Origin of the sequence: Niallia sp. FSL W8-0954 (assembly GCF_038005605.1) — a bacterium.
Classification (GTDB): domain Bacteria; phylum Bacillota; class Bacilli; order Bacillales; family Cytobacillaceae; genus Niallia; species Niallia circulans_A.
Window position 1 is genome coordinate 2,014,843 of the sequence record NZ_JBBOTN010000001.1, and the last position, 17,137, is coordinate 2,031,979.

General features: G+C 35.7%; 16 protein-coding genes. All 16 read left to right on the forward strand.

Annotation, left to right across the window (positions count from 1 at the left end):
* The first annotated feature begins 14 nt into the window (after positions 1 to 14).
* The gene (gene ylqF, locus NX902_RS09755) at positions 15 to 866 is read left to right on the forward strand and encodes a ribosome biogenesis GTPase YlqF (protein ID WP_163184984.1); all 852 of its coding nucleotides are present in this window, start codon (positions 15 to 17) and stop codon (positions 864 to 866) included.
* Between the two features lie 238 nt (positions 867 to 1,104).
* Positions 1,105 to 1,881 carry a ribonuclease HII gene (locus NX902_RS09760; RefSeq protein ID WP_095329165.1) on the forward strand — a complete coding sequence of 259 codons (777 nt, stop codon included), beginning with the start codon at positions 1,105 to 1,107 and terminating at the stop codon, positions 1,879 to 1,881.
* Between the two features lie 38 nt (positions 1,882 to 1,919).
* Positions 1,920 to 3,173 (forward strand): hypothetical protein, encoded by a 1,254-nt coding sequence (locus NX902_RS09765; RefSeq protein ID WP_123257449.1) that lies wholly within the window; start codon positions 1,920 to 1,922, stop codon positions 3,171 to 3,173.
* Entirely contained in the window at positions 3,170 to 3,472 is a 303-nt protein-coding gene (locus tag NX902_RS09770; protein ID WP_095329167.1) for an EscU/YscU/HrcU family type III secretion system export apparatus switch protein, read from the forward strand. Before NX902_RS09765 ends, NX902_RS09770 begins: the two co-directional genes overlap by 4 nt.
* A 286-nt stretch (positions 3,473 to 3,758) precedes the next feature.
* Positions 3,759 to 4,934, forward strand: a complete 1,176-nt coding sequence (sucC, locus tag NX902_RS09775; RefSeq protein ID WP_047939991.1) for an ADP-forming succinate--CoA ligase subunit beta — start codon at positions 3,759 to 3,761, stop codon at positions 4,932 to 4,934.
* Entirely contained in the window at positions 4,934 to 5,851 is a 918-nt protein-coding gene (sucD, locus tag NX902_RS09780; protein WP_095329168.1) for a succinate--CoA ligase subunit alpha, read from the forward strand. Before sucC ends, sucD begins: the two co-directional genes overlap by 1 nt.
* Positions 5,852 to 6,094: 243 nt before the next feature.
* Positions 6,095 to 6,964 (forward strand): DNA-processing protein DprA, encoded by an 870-nt coding sequence (gene dprA, locus NX902_RS09785; RefSeq protein WP_095329169.1) that lies wholly within the window; start codon positions 6,095 to 6,097, stop codon positions 6,962 to 6,964.
* A gap of 463 nt (positions 6,965 to 7,427) precedes the next feature.
* Entirely contained in the window at positions 7,428 to 9,503 is a 2,076-nt protein-coding gene (gene topA / locus NX902_RS09790; protein ID WP_095329170.1) for a type I DNA topoisomerase, read from the forward strand.
* Positions 9,504 to 9,966: 463 nt separating this feature from the next.
* Complete coding sequence (gene xerC / locus NX902_RS09795; protein WP_123257451.1) at positions 9,967 to 10,869, forward strand: tyrosine recombinase XerC; 903 nt, start codon at positions 9,967 to 9,969, stop codon at positions 10,867 to 10,869.
* 34 nt (positions 10,870 to 10,903) lie between these two features.
* Entirely contained in the window at positions 10,904 to 11,446 is a 543-nt protein-coding gene (hslV, locus tag NX902_RS09800) for an ATP-dependent protease subunit HslV (RefSeq protein WP_016201113.1), read from the forward strand.
* A 15-nt stretch (positions 11,447 to 11,461) separates the two neighbouring features.
* Positions 11,462 to 12,871, forward strand: coding sequence for an HslU--HslV peptidase ATPase subunit (gene hslU, locus NX902_RS09805; RefSeq protein ID WP_163184987.1), 1,410 nt, complete (start codon positions 11,462 to 11,464; stop codon positions 12,869 to 12,871).
* 98 nt (positions 12,872 to 12,969) lie between these two features.
* Positions 12,970 to 13,752, forward strand: coding sequence for a GTP-sensing pleiotropic transcriptional regulator CodY (codY, locus tag NX902_RS09810; protein ID WP_095329173.1), 783 nt, complete (start codon positions 12,970 to 12,972; stop codon positions 13,750 to 13,752).
* 460 nt (positions 13,753 to 14,212) lie between these two features.
* The gene (flgB, locus tag NX902_RS09815) at positions 14,213 to 14,596 is read left to right on the forward strand and encodes a flagellar basal body rod protein FlgB (protein ID WP_095329180.1); all 384 of its coding nucleotides are present in this window, start codon (positions 14,213 to 14,215) and stop codon (positions 14,594 to 14,596) included.
* A 5-nt stretch (positions 14,597 to 14,601) separates the two neighbouring features.
* Complete coding sequence (flgC, locus tag NX902_RS09820) at positions 14,602 to 15,054, forward strand: flagellar basal body rod protein FlgC (protein ID WP_123257452.1); 453 nt, start codon at positions 14,602 to 14,604, stop codon at positions 15,052 to 15,054.
* 20 nt (positions 15,055 to 15,074) lie between these two features.
* Positions 15,075 to 15,383: a flagellar hook-basal body complex protein FliE gene (gene fliE, locus NX902_RS09825; RefSeq protein ID WP_095329182.1), complete on the forward strand. Its 309-nt coding sequence runs from the start codon at positions 15,075 to 15,077 to the stop codon at positions 15,381 to 15,383.
* Positions 15,384 to 15,541: 158 nt separating this feature from the next.
* A complete protein-coding gene (gene fliF, locus NX902_RS09830; protein WP_163184990.1) occupies positions 15,542 to 17,128 on the forward strand; it encodes a flagellar basal-body MS-ring/collar protein FliF in 1,587 nt (528 codons plus the stop codon).
* The last annotated feature ends 9 nt before the right edge of the window (positions 17,129 to 17,137 follow it).

Here is a 17,137-nt window from a genome sequence, read left to right on the forward strand (position 1 = left end):
ATAGAGGTGCATGCATGACTATACAATGGTTTCCAGGCCATATGGCCAAAGCCAGAAGGCAAGTAACGGAAAAATTAAAGCTAGTTGATATTATTTTTGAATTAGTGGATGCGAGAATTCCACAATCTTCACGAAATCCAATGATTGATGAAATTATTCAGCATAAGCCAAGAATTGTTTTATTAAATAAAGCAGATATGGCAGATAAAGAACGAACAAAAGAATGGATTCACTATTTTCAAAGTAAAGGCATAAGAGCACTTGCGATTAACTCTCAAGCAGGTGTTGGAATGAAAGAAATTACTTCTTTAGCAAAAGAAGTACTAGCAGAAAAATTTGATCGGATGAAAGCGAAAGGGATTAGACCGCGAGCGATTCGAGCGATGATTGTCGGCATTCCAAATGCAGGTAAATCCACTTTAATCAATCGGTTGGCAAAGAAAAACATTGCCAAAACAGGGAATACACCTGGTGTAACCAAAGCACAGCAATGGATTAAAGTAGGGAAAGAGCTGGAGTTATTAGATACACCAGGAATACTATGGCCGAAATTTGAAGATCAAGAAGTAGGCTTAAAGCTTGCGTTAACAGGAGCAATAAAGGATACAATTTTGAATTTGCAGGACATTGCCATATTCGGGCTTCGTTTTTTGGAAAAGGAATATCCGCAACGCTTAAAAGAAAGATATCAATTAGAAACGATTCCAGAAGATACAGTAGAGTTGTTTGATCGTATTGGTGAGATTAGAGGAGCTCTGTCAGGGGGAGGTATCGTTAACTATGATAAAGTAACGGAACTAATTATTCGTGACATTAGAGGTGAAAAGTTTGGTCCGCTAACGTTCGAAAAAGCAGACGAAATGTAAGGATGAAAACTGCAATGAGAAGTGGCTAAAAACAGACACTTCTCTTTTTTGTGTAATATAAATGATTAGGTTTATTGCATTTGTGTAGACGCTTTGAATTTTATGGGAGAAAAGAAATAAAGCATCCAACAAGAACGATAGGACGATTTATAGGCCTGATATGTATATTGGAAGGCAATGTGACCAGGGCTGTAAAAAAGGAAGCGATTAAACCGATATAACTACTGAGGTGTAAACAATGAAATTAGCAACAATGAAAGATATTAAAGAGGCGCTAGAAGCAATAAGGGAAGTAAATGACCCATTTATCCTCGAATTAGAAAAGGACGAGAGGAAAGGGGCTCAGAAGCTCTTAGAGGCTTGGAAGAAGAGGATAGAGAAAGAAGAAAAGCTTCATCAGCATTTTCTATCGATGAACTACTATGAACAAATGATTAGAAAGCAGGGATATACATATATTGCAGGAATCGATGAGGTTGGCAGAGGGCCGCTTGCAGGTCCTGTTGTTACAGCAGCTGTCATCCTGCCAGAAGATTTCTATTTACCAGGTATCGATGACTCAAAGAAATTATCTGAGAAAAAAAGAGAACTATTTTACGAGGTAATCCAAAAAGAAGCAATCGCCATCGGAGTGGGAATTATTTCACCTGCTGAAATTGATCGCATAAATATTTATCAAGCAACAAAAAAGGGGATGCTTCTAGCAATAAATGAACTTTCACAAACACCAGAATACTTACTAATTGACGCAATGAAATTAACGACACCTTATCCAAGTCAATCTCTTATTAAAGGAGACAGTAAAAGTGTTTCTATTGCTGCAGCAAGCATAATAGCAAAAGTGACAAGAGATCGTATGATGAAAGAGCTGCATCAAGAATATCCAGATTATCATTTTGCAACAAACATGGGCTATGGGACACAGGAACATGTGGCTGCCCTAAAAGAATACGGAATTACCATTCATCATCGTAAAAGTTTTTCTCCTGTGAAAGAGATGGTAGAAACTAACTAATTTGGTCAATCTGTATGGAAGGAAGGAGGAAGAGAAAGATGAATGTTAACCATATTGTCCAAACTTTATTTCAAGAAAACGTGATGAGTAATAAAAGTCTTGAATTACGAGATGGACAACTAGTTTATGGGAAATTGACGAAGCTTTTTCCTCAACAAATGGCAGAGGTGCAAATTGGCTCACAAAAAATGCTTGCAAACCTAACGATTCCGTTAACGCTTGATAGAAGTTATTGGTTTCAAGTTTCCATTACAGATAATAAACCAGTCCTAAAAGTATTGCCGCAGTCATCAGAAGTTCCAGCTGAAAAGGGAAATATCAATGGTCTGCTTCAGCAGCTACATCTAACCGAGACGAAAGAAAATAAATTGCTCCTTCATTTTCTACTATCTAATAATCTACCAATTTCGAAAGAAGCGATAAGATCTATAGGTGAATGGCTGCCAAAATCAATAGGGAAGCAAGAGCTTGCTACTATCGGTCTTATGATGGAAAGACAGCTCCCTCTAACGAAGGAAGTATTTACAAGTATTTCGGCCTTGCAATCCAATAAAGGTGTTAGTGTGCTGTTAAATGAACTCCAGCAGCAGTTGTCTACCTATCATATTCTAGAGCCAAAAGTAGCGGATGTCCTATCGGAGATTAGTCAAGGGGGGAAGCTTGTTCAAGATAATATGCTTGCTGCACTAAAAGCTGTCCTGCATAAAATTGGCTATTCATTTGAAGCGGGACTGTTACAGCATGCACAAATAGAGGAGCAAACATCACAAGAAATATTAAAACCGCTACTGCTAGGATTAATGGGAAAAGACATCCCTGATGCGGTAAAAGAAACTGCAGGTCAACTAATTGATAAAGTGACAGGTTATCAGCTTATCAGTCAGCAAACAGGTCCAATGATGCAAATGGTAACGGAAATTCCTCTGCGTTTTTTTAATCAACAAGTGGATGTGACAATGCAATATAATGGCAGAAAAACAGCAGATGGAAAAGTCGATAGTAATTATTGTCGAATTCTTTTTTACTTAGAACTGGCTAATTTAAAGGATACAGTTATTGATATCCATATTCAAAATAGAATCATGAACATGATTGTATTAAATGATCGGTCAACAGAAATAATGCCTTTAATTAAACAGGCAGAGGAGCTCTTAAAAGAAAAACTACGGGAATTAGATTATACTTTACTGTCTATACATGTAAAAGACTTGTCAAAAGAACATAAGCCAGTATGGAGTTCCCAACAAGCAGTGAAAGGAAATGCCTATAAAGGGGTGGATATAAAAATATGAATAAACACCATTCTTTAAAAAGGAAAGAAGCAATAGCATTAACTTATGAACAGCAAAAACACGCTGCACCTACCGTTATTGCAAAAGGCAAGGGTATGATTGCGGAACAAATTCTGGAACGTGCCAAAAAAGAGAATATTCCAATTCAAGAAGATCCCTCTCTTGTAGAGCTTTTAAGTAAATTAAATATAAATGAACAAATTCCTGAAGATTTATATATGGCTGTGGCAGAAGTGTTTGCGTTTATTTATTCTTTAGAGAAGGAAGCGACGGAAAAAGAGGGGGAAAAAGCAAACTAAGAAAGAAAAAATATTTTTAATTGTAAAATATTTAAAGATAAAAGCCTTTTTTATAGACAAAGAAAGGTTTTTTCCTTTAAAATGAAAGCGTGAACATATTTTTGTCTTTTCTAAATACATAAAATAATCGTAATTTGCTCTCGAAAAGAATATTAATACAGTGATAACGATACTTATGTTTTGGAAAAAACAAATAAATGGATGAGAAAAAGTTATTCATTCACGAAAGTCATCATGCAGTTGTCTCCAATTTTACACAAAAAGGGAAATTAAGGGGTGTGGAAGCTTGAATATTCATGAATATCAGGGGAAAGAGATTTTAGAATTAAATGGCGTCGCAGTACCAAAAGGAAAAGTAGCTTTTACAGTAGAAGAGGCAGTGCGAGCTGCGGAAACATTAAATAGTGATGTATGGGTAGTGAAAGCGCAAATCCATGCAGGTGGTCGCGGTAAGGCTGGAGGAGTAAAAGTTGCCAAAAGCTTAGATGAAGTACAAACATATGCTTCAGATATTCTAGGGAGCACATTAGTAACTCATCAAACAGGTCCCGAAGGAAAAGTTGTGAAACGATTATTAATTGAAGAAGGTTGTCGAATCAAGAAGGAATATTACATAGGATTTGTCGTGGATCGAGCAACATCTAGAATCGTATTGATGGCCTCTGAAGAAGGCGGCACAGAAATTGAGGAAATTGCAGAAAAGTACCCCGAGAAGATCGTAAAAGAAGTTATTGATCCAGTGACTGGTCTAACTCCATTTCAAGCACGTCGAGTTGCTTTCTCTATTAACATTCCGAGCAAGCAAGTTAATAAAGCAGTTGCCTTTATGACTGGATTATATAAAGTATTTGTTGAAAAAGACTGCTCTATCGCCGAAATTAATCCCTTAGTTTTAACGGAAGATGGGAATATTATCGCACTGGATGCAAAATTAAATTTTGATTCAAATGCATTGTATAGACATAAAGATATTGTTGCATATAGGGATTTAGATGAAGAAAATGAAAAAGAATTAGAAGCTTCTAAATATGATTTAAGCTATATTGCGTTAAATGGAAATATCGGCTGTATGGTAAATGGTGCTGGACTTGCTATGGCAACAATGGATATTGTTAAGCATTATGGCGGAGAACCGGCCAACTTCTTAGATGTTGGGGGCGGCGCGACAGCAGAAAAAGTAACGGAAGCATTTAAAATCATTCTATCTGATTCTAACGTGAAGGGGATTTTTGTCAATATTTTTGGTGGCATCATGAAATGTGATGTTATTGCGACCGGAATTGTGGAAGCTGCAAAGCAAGTTAGTCTTCATGTGCCATTAGTTGTTCGCTTAGAAGGAACAAATGTGGAACTTGGCAAAAAAATTCTTCGAGAATCTGGAGTAGATATTGTTGCAGCAGAATCGATGGCTGATGGTGCTGAGAAAATTGTAACCCTAGTAGAACAAGGAGGGAATGCATAATGAGTGTTTTTATTAATAAAGATACAAAAGTCCTTGTCCAAGGAATCACAGGTGCAACAGCACTATTTCATACTAAGCAAATGCTTGAATATGGGACGAAAATAGTTGGCGGGGTAACACCAGGGAAAGGTGGTACAACGGTAGAGGGAGTGCCTGTATTTAATACCGTTAAAGATGCAGTAGATGTAACCGAAGCAAATGCATCTGTTATTTATGTACCAGCTCCATTTGCAGCAGACGCTATTTTAGAAGCGGTTGATGCTGAACTAGACTTAGTAATCTGTATTACCGAACATATTCCTGTTCTGGACATGGTGAAAGTTAAGCGCTACTTGGAAGGGAAAAAGACTAGATTAATAGGACCAAACTGTCCAGGAGTGATTACCCCAGAAGAATGTAAAATTGGTATTATGCCAGGATATATTCATAAGAAAGGGCATGTAGGGGTTGTCTCTCGTTCTGGTACTTTAACATATGAGGCTGTTCATCAACTATCTCAAGCAGGGATTGGTCAGTCAACAGCTGTTGGAATTGGTGGAGATCCAGTCAATGGAACAGATTTTATTGATACGTTAAAAGCATTTAATGAAGATGAAGATACGTATGCAGTTATCATGATAGGGGAAATCGGCGGGACGGCTGAAGAAGAAGCAGCCCGCTGGGTGAAAGAAAATATGACGAAGCCAGTTGTTGGATTTATCGGCGGTCGTACTGCTCCTCCAGGAAAGCGTATGGGTCATGCGGGGGCAATAATCTCTGGTGGTAAAGGAACAGCAGATGAAAAAATTAGTGTTCTAACGGAATGCGGCATTAAAGTAGCCCCAACACCATCTGATATGGGAGCAACGCTAATTGAGGTGTTAAAAGAGCAGTCGATATACGAAAAATGTAAGACGCATGAAGTAGTAGCAAAATAGAGAAAAGCTTAATCTAGCCTTATTCTACTAAATAAGGCTAGGTTTTTTCTTGATTTTTTTCAAGAGGATGGCATATGTAGCTAATCTACTAATTTACAAGGGAAACAGTATAACAATGCTAGGAATTTTCAGGAAAACTCATTATAATGAAGGAAGATAATTCCTTACTTAATTTATGTTTCTCTTTCTTTTGTATTTTTAGCTAATTTCTTTGTGAAAAGGAGAAAGCGAAAGGAAGAAAAGATGGAAATAATAAATAAATTATTAGTGAAATTACATCATTGTCAAGGAATCAGCTGGAAAATGATCGATCGTCTTCTAAAAGAAGATCCCACTCTTCAGTTGGAGAAAATCCCTTCCTTTATATCCTCTATTTCACCTACTATGGAAAAGGAAATAGTAAAGACAATCCATTCTCATCATGTAGAAGAACAATTAATCCAGTATCGTTATAATCAAATTCATCCAATTACATTTTTTGATCCGTTATATCCGCCGTTTTTAAAAGAAATATATCAGCCACCTTGGGTTCTTTATGCAAAAGGAGATCTTGAGCTGCTACAATCGAAGAGAAAGCTTGCAATTGTAGGTTCGCGCTTAGCTACCAGTTATAGTACTAAAGTAATAAAGAGGTTGATGAAAGAACTAGTAGAGGAGAAAATCACCATTGTAAGTGGACTTGCGCATGGGGTTGATTCGATTGCCCATAAACTGGCAATTGAAAATGGCGGCAAAACCATCGGTGTTATTGCTGGAGGTATTTTTCATATCTATCCAAAAGAAAGCATACAGTTAGCAGGAGATATGATGAAACATCATTTAGTCATCTCCGAATATCCTCCGCTAACTAAGCCGCTAAAATGGCAATTTCCCATGAGAAATCGAATTATAAGCGGTTTAAGCAATGGAACACTTGTAGTAGAAGCGAAGAAAAAAAGTGGATCGTTAATAACTGCTAATTTCGCAGTAAATGAAGGACGGGATGTATTTGCTGTTCCAGGAAATATATTTAGTCCCTATTCAGATGGTCCAAATGAATTAATACAACAAGGCGCAAAGCCAGTGCTTGAAGCAAAAGATATACTAGAAGAATGGAAGCATATATCGGAGTAAAAAAAAGTAAAACTAGAGTAGCTTAGCATACAAATATATTAAGTAAAATAATCATTTTCACAGATAGTAAAATGAAAATAGTTTGCAATACAAAAGGAAAGTGATACGCTATAAGCAGCAAATTATATAAGGGATTATCTTTTTTTGTAAGGTCAGTATGACTAATACCTCTTCTAATGAGAATTTAACGGAGGGGATTTAGCGGCAGTTAAGAAAGTAAAAACGTTACTCCAAACCAAAGCGTAAGAAATTCCATAAATTTGGAGTTTTTCATGAAACTTCAAAAAAAGTGTTGCTATTTTTATCATTTTGTTATACATTTTGCAACGTATAGATATTTAAAAGATAAAATGATGTAAATAAAGAGAGTGAAAACGTTTGCTAGTTATCGGAATGTTTGACAAATCAAAACATAGTATACAATAATAGTGAATATTTAAATCCCTCTTAAGGAGGACAGTTAATGTCAGATTTTTTAGTAATCGTTGAGTCACCAGCTAAAGCAAAGACAATAGAACGATATTTAGGAAAAAAATATAAAGTGAAAGCATCAATGGGGCACATTAGGGATTTGCCTAAAAGCCAAATGGGTGTTGATATAGAAAAACAATTTGAGCCGAAGTACATAACTATCCGTGGAAAAGGCCCTGTATTAAAAGAACTGAAAACAGCAGCAAAAAAAGCCAAAAAGATTTATTTAGCAGCTGACCCGGATCGTGAAGGAGAGGCAATTGCTTGGCATTTAGCAAATAGCTTAAATGTGGATATCGAATCAGATTGCCGCGTTGTTTTCAATGAGATAACAAAAGATGCCATCAAAGAATCATTTAAGCATCCTCGTGCAATAAATATGGATTTAGTAGATTCTCAGCAGGCTAGAAGAGTTTTAGACCGCTTAGTGGGGTATAATATCAGTCCATTATTATGGAAAAAAGTAAAAAAAGGGCTTAGTGCGGGAAGAGTACAATCAGTTGCAGTACGTCTCATTATTGAAAGAGAACAAGAAATTAAAGAATTTGTACCAGAAGAATACTGGTCCATTGAAGGAAGCTTTATAAAAGGAAAAAATAATTTTGAAGCATCTTTTTATGGTATCAATGGAAAAAAAGTCGAGTTGCATTCAGAAGATGAAGTGAAAAAAATTACTAGTCAGTTAAAAGATAATAAGTTTACTGTCGATAAAGTGAGTAAAAAAGAGCGGAAGAGAAACCCTGCCGTTCCATTTACAACTTCTTCTTTACAGCAGGAAGCTGCCCGCAAATTGAATTTCCGAGCAAAGAAAACAATGATGTTAGCACAGCAATTATATGAAGGTATAGATCTTGGTAAAGAAGGAACAGTGGGTTTGATAACCTATATGAGAACGGATTCCACTAGAATATCAGAGGTTGCACAAAGTGAAGCATATGACTATATAAATAGTCATTATGGCAAAGAGTATACACGTGAAGAGAAGAAACAAGAGAAGAAAAATCCAAAGGTCCAAGATGCCCATGAAGCAGTCCGTCCAACTAGCATTGGTCGTGAGCCGAGTAAGATGAAGGAATATTTATCTCGAGATCAATTTCGATTGTATAAGCTAGTGTGGGAAAGATTTATTGCCAGCCAAATGGCTCCGGCAGTTATGGATACAATGAGTGTGGATTTATCAAATGGTAACGTACTTTTTCGTGCTAATGGTTCAAAAATTAAGTTCCCAGGTTTTATGAAGGTATATGTGGAGGGTACAGATGACAACGTTGATGAGAAAGATCGACAACTCCCAGATTTAAAAGAAGGAGATGTTGTCTTAAATAAGGATATTGATACAAAGCAGCATTTCACTCAGCCACCTCCACGTTATACAGAAGCAAGATTAGTTAGAACACTAGAGGAATTGGGAATAGGAAGACCATCTACATTCGCACCAACCTTAGATACGATTCAAAAACGAGGTTATGTGGCCCTTGATAACAAACGATTTATTCCAACGGAGCTTGGGGAAATTGTTTTAGAGTTAATTTTAGAATTTTTCCCGGAAATATTAAATATTGAGTTTACAGCCAATATGGAACAAGACTTGGATAATATTGAGGCGGGCAAGGTCAATTGGGTAAAGGTTATCGACGATTTTTATAAAACGTTCGAGAAAAGACTGGAAGTTGCAGAACAAGAGATGCAAACCATTGAAATCAAAGATGAGCCAGCTGGAGAGGATTGCGAAGAATGTGGCCACCCGATGGTATTTAAAATGGGCCGTTATGGGAAATTTATGGCATGTAGTAATTTTCCAGAGTGTAGAAATACGAAAGCAATCGTGAAGGATATTGGAGTGAAATGTCCGAAGTGCCATGAAGGAAATATAATTGAAAGAAAAAGTAAAAAACGTAGAATTTTTTATGGTTGTGATCGATTCCCAGAATGTGACTTCATTTCATGGGATAAACCACTACAAAGACCATGTCCAAAATGTGAAAATATGTTAGTGGAGAAAAAATTAAAAAAAGGTGTTCAAGTACAGTGCGTAAACTGTGACTACAAAGAAGAACCACAAAGCTAAAAATAGCTAGAATAAATAAATTTATATGAGGGTGAGCAAATGCTCACTCTCTTGTCACGTTACTGTCGAAGTTTTCTCTCCTAAATTAGATATATAATGGAAGAAAAATAGATGTTTGCGAAAAAAATATTAATTCACTTGAAGTAGAAACTTTTCATTCTTTCAATCGTATAGTAAAATGCTATGAGTGAACATCATCCATACTTTTTAACAGAATAAAAAATGACAATTTATTTACGTTTGTAGTATTATTCTAATTCCTTTGTGCTTAAAGCGATATACTCTAAAAAGAAAGTGCCATAAACATTTAGGGTTAGTCCTAATCTCAAAAGGGAAGAATGTAGAAACAATAGGACATGAAAGAATTATTGCGAACAATTCGGAACTTTGTGAAAAATATGTAAATTAATTGATTGTAGCTAAAAAGTATGATAATATGATGAAGCCATTGTGAGGTGAGGTTATGAAACAGGAATTAAACAATCATGTTCAAGCATTTATTGCCTATTTGCAGATTGAAAAAAATTACTCACCATATACAATAGAATTTTATACACAAGATATTAACCAATTCTTTCACTTTATGAAAGATCAAGTAATAGACAAGTTAGAAGACGTGAGTCCATCTGATGTAAGAATATACTTAACTGAGCTTTTTTCAATGCAATTAGCAAGAAAAACAATTGCGCGAAAAATCTCTAGTTTGAGAAGTTTTTATCGTTTTTTGCTTAGGGAAAAAATAGTAGAAAATAACCCGTTTTCTGCTGTATCAATCCCAAAGCTAGAAAAGAGATTACCTGATTTTTTCTACGAGGAAGAATTGCAGCAACTCTTTTTATCATGTGATACGAACACGCCCCTTGGACTAAGAAATAAAGCATTGCTTGAATTATTGTATGCAACCGGCATCCGTGTTGGTGAATGCACAAAAATTCAGTTGAGTGATATTGATTTTAGTGTCTCAACTGTGTTAGTTAGGGGAAAGGGCCAAAAGGAAAGATATGTTCCGTTTGGTAGTTTTGCTCATAATGCTCTGGAAGCGTACATAAAAGCGGGTAGGAATCAGTTGATGAAAAACTCAACAGATCATTCTTATCTGTTTGTTAATTATCGCGGAGGAATTTTAACAGATAACGGAGTTCGTGATATCTTAAATAAAATGATGAATACTTCATCCTCACAAGGGAAAATTCATCCCCATAAATTGAGACATTCATTTGCCACACATTTACTGGCTAATGGTGCAGATATGAGAACCGTTCAGGAATTATTAGGTCATGCATTTTTAACGTCAACACAAATATATACGCATGTCACAAATGAGTATCTAAAAAAGACGTATATGTCTTATCATCCTAGGGCATAGTCAATTGGTAGAAGGAGGAAGTAACATGTCTGAAATGCCACAATTTCATGCAACAACAATTTTTGCAGTTAAACATAAAGGGAAATCAGCAATGTCTGGTGATGGTCAAGTCACGCTTGGAAATGCTGTTGTGATGAAACATACAGCCCGTAAGGTTAGAAAGCTTTTTAATGGGAAAGTAATTGCAGGATTTGCGGGATCAGTTGCGGATGCCTTTACTCTTTTTGAACTATTTGAAGGAAAATTAGATGAGTATAATGGGAACCTACAACGTGCCTCAGTAGAGCTTGCGAAGCTCTGGCGCAGTGATAAAGTTCTTAGAAAACTTGAAGCGATGCTGATCGTAATGAATGAAACGGATCTATTATTGGTATCTGGAACAGGAGAAGTAATAGAACCAGATGATGGTATACTTGCAATTGGATCTGGCGGAAACTATGCTTTAGCAGCTGGCAGAGCACTAAAAACTTACTCAGGAGATAATCTTTCTGCATATGATATCGCTAAAGCAGCTCTAGAGATTGCTGGTGAGATTTGTGTCTATACAAATAATAATATCATCGTGGAAGAATTATAGGGGAGGATTTTTAATATGCAAAAAAGCGCTAGTTTAACACCTCGGCAAATTGTAGAACGACTTGATCAATATATTGTCGGACAAAAAGATGCAAAAAAAGCGGTGGCTGTCGCTTTAAGAAACCGTTTTCGCAGAAGTCTTCTTGATGAAAAGTTAAGAGATGAGATTAGTCCGAAAAATATTTTGATGATTGGACCTACTGGTGTCGGAAAAACGGAAATTGCCAGAAGAATTGCAAAAATTGTTAATGCACCATTTGTTAAGGTAGAAGCTACTAAATTTACAGAGGTGGGATATGTTGGCCGTGATGTAGAATCAATGGTCCGTGATCTTGTCGAAACATCTGTACGCTTGGTAAAGGAAGAGAAGATGTTTCAAGTAAGAGAAAGAGCGGAAGTTGCGGCAAATAATCGTCTCGTTGAATTATTAGTTCCGTCTGCTGCAAAGAAAACATCCAGTTATAAAAACCCTCTGGAAATGCTTTTCGGCGGCGGTGGGGCAGACACAGAGGAAGAAGAGCCTACTGTAGAAGAAACTAGTAAATCAGAAAAGAGAAAAATAGTAAAAGAAAAGCTTGCTCAAGGTGAACTGGAAGATGAAGTGGTTTCTGTAGAGGTGGAAGAACAACAGCCTTCTATGTTTGATATGCTCCAAGGTTCTGGTATGGAACAAATGGGGATGAATATGCAGGACGCTTTAAGTAGTTTTATGCCGAAAAAGAAGAAAAAGCGAAAACTAACAGTTAGGGAAGCACGTACAATATTAACAAACGAGGAAGCTCAAAAATTAATCGATATGGATGAGGTTACCCAAGAAGCAGTCGTTCGTGCTGAGCAAATGGGAATGATATTTATCGATGAAATTGATAAAATTGCCAGCAAATCAAACAGTAGTTCTTCAGCTGATGTTTCCAGAGAAGGTGTGCAGCGAGATATTTTACCTGTAGTAGAAGGATCAACGGTTGTGACAAAATATGGATCAGTTAAAACAGACCATGTATTGTTTATTGCTGCTGGAGCATTTCATATGTCAAAGCCTTCTGATTTAATTCCAGAGCTACAAGGAAGATTTCCGATTCGTGTAGAACTTACTAAATTAACAGTGGATGATTTTTATCGTATTCTTGTGGAACCAGATAATGCGTTGATTAAGCAATACCAAGCATTATTGTATACAGAAGGTATAGAAATTGAATTTTCTGACGAAGCTATTCGTAAGATAGCTGAAGTGGCTTATGAAGTCAATCAAAATACAGACAATATCGGTGCGCGAAGACTGCATACTATTCTCGAAAAATTATTGGAAGATCTGTCTTTCGAAGCACCAGAAATAACAATGGAAAAAATAACGATTACTCCAAAGTATGTGGAGGAGAAGTTAGGAGCCATCTCAAGAAATAAGGATTTAAGTCAATTTATACTCTAATGAAAGCCAATTGGAATTTAAACTCCTGAATTGTTAAAGGTATAAGTAGACATAGATTTATTTCAAGTGTTGGTTTTAGTTAACAGGAGGAATAAAAAATGGATTTATTAACAAAAACGAGAAAAATTAATGCAATGTTACAAAGAGCTGCTGGAAAACCAGTTAATTTCAAAGAAATGTCTGAAACATTAAGTGATGTTATCGAAGCAAATATCTTTGTTGTTAGCAGAAGAGGAAAATTATTAGGTTTTGCAGTTCATCAGCAAATCGAAAATGATCGTATGAAAAAAATGTTTGAAGATCGTCAATTCCCTGAGGAATACACAAATAGCTTGTTTAATATTCAATCAACTTCTAGTAATTTAGAAATTGAAAGTGAATATACTGCTTTCCCAGTTGAAAATAAAGAATTATTTGCTAAAGGGTTAACAACTATTGTACCAATTATTGGTGGAGGAGAAAGATTAGGAACATTAATTCTTGCAAGATTACAAGAACAATTCCAAGACGATGATTTGATTCTTGCTGAATACGGTGCTACTGTTGTTGGTATGGAAATTCTTCGTGAAAAAGCAGAAGAAATTGAAGAAGAAGCAAGAAGTAAAGCGGTTGTTCAAATGGCAATCAGTTCACTATCCTATAGTGAATTAGAAGCTATTGAGCATATTTTTGAAGAATTAAACGGAAGTGAAGGCTTATTAGTAGCTTCTAAAATCGCAGACCGTGTAGGAATTACAAGATCTGTAATTGTCAACGCATTGCGTAAATTAGAAAGTGCTGGTGTTATTGAGTCTCGTTCATTAGGAATGAAAGGTACTTATATAAAAGTGCTTAACGATAAATTCTTATTAGAACTTGAAAAGTTAAAAACAAATAAATAAGGATAAAATATTATTCATTATAAAAAAACCTTTTTCTTTAATAGAAAAGGTTTTTTTATGTGACAAAAATAGAGAGGATTTTTTGAAATCATCAATCGAATAGCTAATAAGCTATGTACATATTATTCGACAAAAACCGCGTATTTTCCATTTATTTTTCATTTACATTACAGTATGGCAAAAGGTATATTAAATCTCATAGCAGAAAAAGGGAAGCGATTAGTAAGTTATAACTATGATAATAGTAACATCGGCATAGTGAAAAAACATTTTTTACCCTGATTTAAGATAATTTAAACCAAATATTAACTAAAATAGGAAAAAAGAATCACTAAAATATTCCTCTTTTCCATGGACATATTATTACAAATTAATTAAAATTAAAACTATCATGTAAAAATCGTCATCAAAAAACAAAAATCAACATTTTTTTCAAAATGACTGCTCGAGGTGTGATGAAGTGAAACTTTTCTCAAATACAATAACTACCTTAGAAAATGCAATAAATTATTCGAATCAAAAGCAAAAAGTAATCTCGCAAAATATTGCAAATGTTGACACGCCGAATTATAAAGCAAAGACAGTGACTTTTAAAGATTCGTTATCTAGTGCAATGGAAGCTAATGTAACGAATAGTAAGCATATTCCGTTTTCAGCTCCTAATACTGCTTCAACATCTGTCATTACAAAGAATAGAGTTACTTACAATAACAGCGGAAATAGTGTCGATATGGAAAAAGAGATGACAGACCTTGCGACAAACCAAATCTATTACAATGCATTAGTAGATCGAATTAGCGGAAAATTTAGTTCCCTTGAAAATGTAATTAGGGGAGGTAAGTAATAAAAATGACCATTTTTACTAGTATGAATACTACTGCTTCTGCTTTAACAGCACAACGGCTAAGAATGGATGTAATTTCATCTAATATGGCAAATGTTGATACAACAAGAGGTAGATTAGTAAATGGTGAGTGGGAGCCATACAAAAGAAAACAAGTAGTGTTTCAAGAACAAGAAGGATCATTTGCCTCTCATTTAAATGCTGCAAGAGGGAATAGCGCGAATACTGCAGGTGGAGTGAAGGTGTCACGCATTGTAGAAGATGATACACCGTTTGAAATGGTGTACGATCCGGAGAACCCAGAAGCGGACGAAACAGGATATGTTCGTATGCCAAATGTGGACCCTTTACGAGAGACGGTTGATTTAATGAGTGCATCAAGATCATATGAAGCAAATGTGACTGTTTTAAATGCATCAAAAAGTATGTTAATGAAAACATTAGAAATCGGTAAATAAAACAAAAAAGGAGTACTTAAATGGAACCAATTAATTTTTCATCCGTATCATCTGCATTACCGTTAACAAATTCGGCAACGAGTAATAAGACAGCTGTAGCAGATACGCAAAAAAAATTTGCTTCGTTTTTAAAAGAATCAATTAACAATGTAAATCAAGCGCAAAACGAATCAGATATGCTAACAAATAAGTTAGCAAGAGGAGAAAACGTTGATTTATCTCAAGTGATGATTGCCTCGCAAAAAGCAAGCATTACCATGCAAGCTACATTAGAAATTCGCAATAAGGCAGTAGAAGCTTATCAAGAAATGATGCGAATGTCAGTTTAATGTAAGACTGTTTTCTATAAAGATTAAACTTTTAGCAAAGAAAACGAAGTTGCTTCTACTTTAGACAAGTAAGTGTCCATGTCATTTAAGTAGAAGACAGTCAATATAAAAGATGGGCGGTTTATACCTATACAAATTACGGTAGCCGGGGGAAGAGAATGAAAGAGAATCTAAATAAAATATTTAATCCTTTAAAAGAGTTTTGGCAAAGTCGTTCTAAAAAGCAAAAGACTGTGATAACAGGTAGCGGACTTTTGCTTATTCTAATTGCTGTGTTTGCGACTTATTTTTTTACAAGAGTAACGTTAGTGCCATTATACAGTAATTTAACACCTTCTGAAACAGGAGCTATTAAAGAGAGCTTAGATAGCAAAGGGATAACTTCGGAAATTTCAGGTGGAGGTACCGTGATTAGTGTTCCAGAGGAAGTAGTCGATACATTAAAAGTACAACTTGCAGCAGAAGGAATTCCAAAGTCTGGTAATATTGATTATTCCTTTTTTAGTAAGAATGCAAGCTTTGGTATGACAGATAATGAATTTAATGTATTAAAATTAGATGCTCTGCAGACCGAGATTGCCAATTTAATAAAGAGTGTTGAAGGAATTAATGATGCCAATGTTGTTATTACATTACCAGAAGAAAGTGTATTTGTTTCAGATCAAGGGAAAGAAGCTACAGCTTCGATTGTATTAAATACAAAGCCGGGCTATAACTTCTCTGAAAATCAAATAGAAGGGTTATATACACTCGTGTCCAAAAGTGTACCGAACCTTCCTACAGATAATATCGTCATTACGAATCAAAACTTTGAGTATTTTGATTTAAATTCTTCAGATAATTCTGCGACAGATACTTTTACTGCGCAAAATAATGTGAAAAAGCAAATTGAACGTGATATTCAAAGACAAGTCCAAACAATGCTAGGGACGTTGATGGGCCAAGATAAAGTTGTAGTGTCTGTTACTGCTGATATAGACTTTACCCAAGAAAACAGAGAAGAAAACCTAGTTACGCCAGTTGATGAAGAAAATATGGCGGGAATTGAAATAAGTGCACAGAATATTACAGAAACATATACAGGTGAAAATGCTGCCGGTGGAGTTGTGCAGGCAGAAGACGATGCAGATGTAACTACTTATAATTCAGAAACAGGATCCGGAAATGGCAACTATGAAAAAGTCGATCAAACCGTTAATAGGGAAGTAAATCGGATAAAAAAACAAATTGTGGAAAGTCCCTATAAAATTCGCGATTTAGGCATTCAAGTAATGGTAGAGCCACCTGATGCAAATGATTCTACTTCCTTACCACAGGAAAGTATCGATGATATTTCTAATATATTAGGGACAATTGTTAGAACTTCGATTGACAAAACATCAACAGGTGGAGAATTAACAGATGAGGATATCCAAAGTAAGATTGCCGTGTCTGTTCAGCCGTTTAACGGTAAAAAACAAGCAGCAGACGTTGTTCAAGCATCAATTCCATGGTGGATTTACGCTGTTGGAGGAGGCTTGCTTGCAGTTATTATTCTATTAATCTTCTTCGTTATGAGAGCAAGAAAGAAAAAACAGGAAGAAGAAATAGAAGAAATTATTCAGCCGGTTGCTCCTGTAGCAGATATTAATGAGGAACAACAAGAATCAGAAGGAACAATAAGACGAAAACAGCTTGAAAAAATGGCGAAAGAAAAACCAGAGGAATTTGCAAAATTACTTCGTACATGGATTACGGAAGATTAAGGGGTGGTG

Coding starts and splice junctions, on each gene's coding strand:
- codY (WP_095329173.1), top strand. CDS start 12,970: ATGGATTTATTAACAAAAACGAGAAAAATTAATGCAATGTTACAAAGA.
- NX902_RS09765 (WP_123257449.1), top strand. CDS start 1,920: ATGAATGTTAACCATATTGTCCAAACTTTATTTCAAGAAAACGTGATG.
- fliE (WP_095329182.1), top strand. CDS start 15,075: ATGGAACCAATTAATTTTTCATCCGTATCATCTGCATTACCGTTAACA.
- fliF (WP_163184990.1), top strand. CDS start 15,542: ATGAAAGAGAATCTAAATAAAATATTTAATCCTTTAAAAGAGTTTTGG.
- topA (WP_095329170.1), top strand. CDS start 7,428: ATGTCAGATTTTTTAGTAATCGTTGAGTCACCAGCTAAAGCAAAGACA.
- ylqF (WP_163184984.1), top strand. CDS start 15: ATGACTATACAATGGTTTCCAGGCCATATGGCCAAAGCCAGAAGGCAA.
- NX902_RS09770 (WP_095329167.1), top strand. CDS start 3,170: ATGAATAAACACCATTCTTTAAAAAGGAAAGAAGCAATAGCATTAACT.
- xerC (WP_123257451.1), top strand. CDS start 9,967: ATGAAACAGGAATTAAACAATCATGTTCAAGCATTTATTGCCTATTTG.
- NX902_RS09760 (WP_095329165.1), top strand. CDS start 1,105: ATGAAATTAGCAACAATGAAAGATATTAAAGAGGCGCTAGAAGCAATA.
- hslU (WP_163184987.1), top strand. CDS start 11,462: ATGCAAAAAAGCGCTAGTTTAACACCTCGGCAAATTGTAGAACGACTT.
- sucD (WP_095329168.1), top strand. CDS start 4,934: ATGAGTGTTTTTATTAATAAAGATACAAAAGTCCTTGTCCAAGGAATC.
- dprA (WP_095329169.1), top strand. CDS start 6,095: ATGGAAATAATAAATAAATTATTAGTGAAATTACATCATTGTCAAGGA.
- flgC (WP_123257452.1), top strand. CDS start 14,602: ATGACCATTTTTACTAGTATGAATACTACTGCTTCTGCTTTAACAGCA.
- hslV (WP_016201113.1), top strand. CDS start 10,904: ATGCCACAATTTCATGCAACAACAATTTTTGCAGTTAAACATAAAGGG.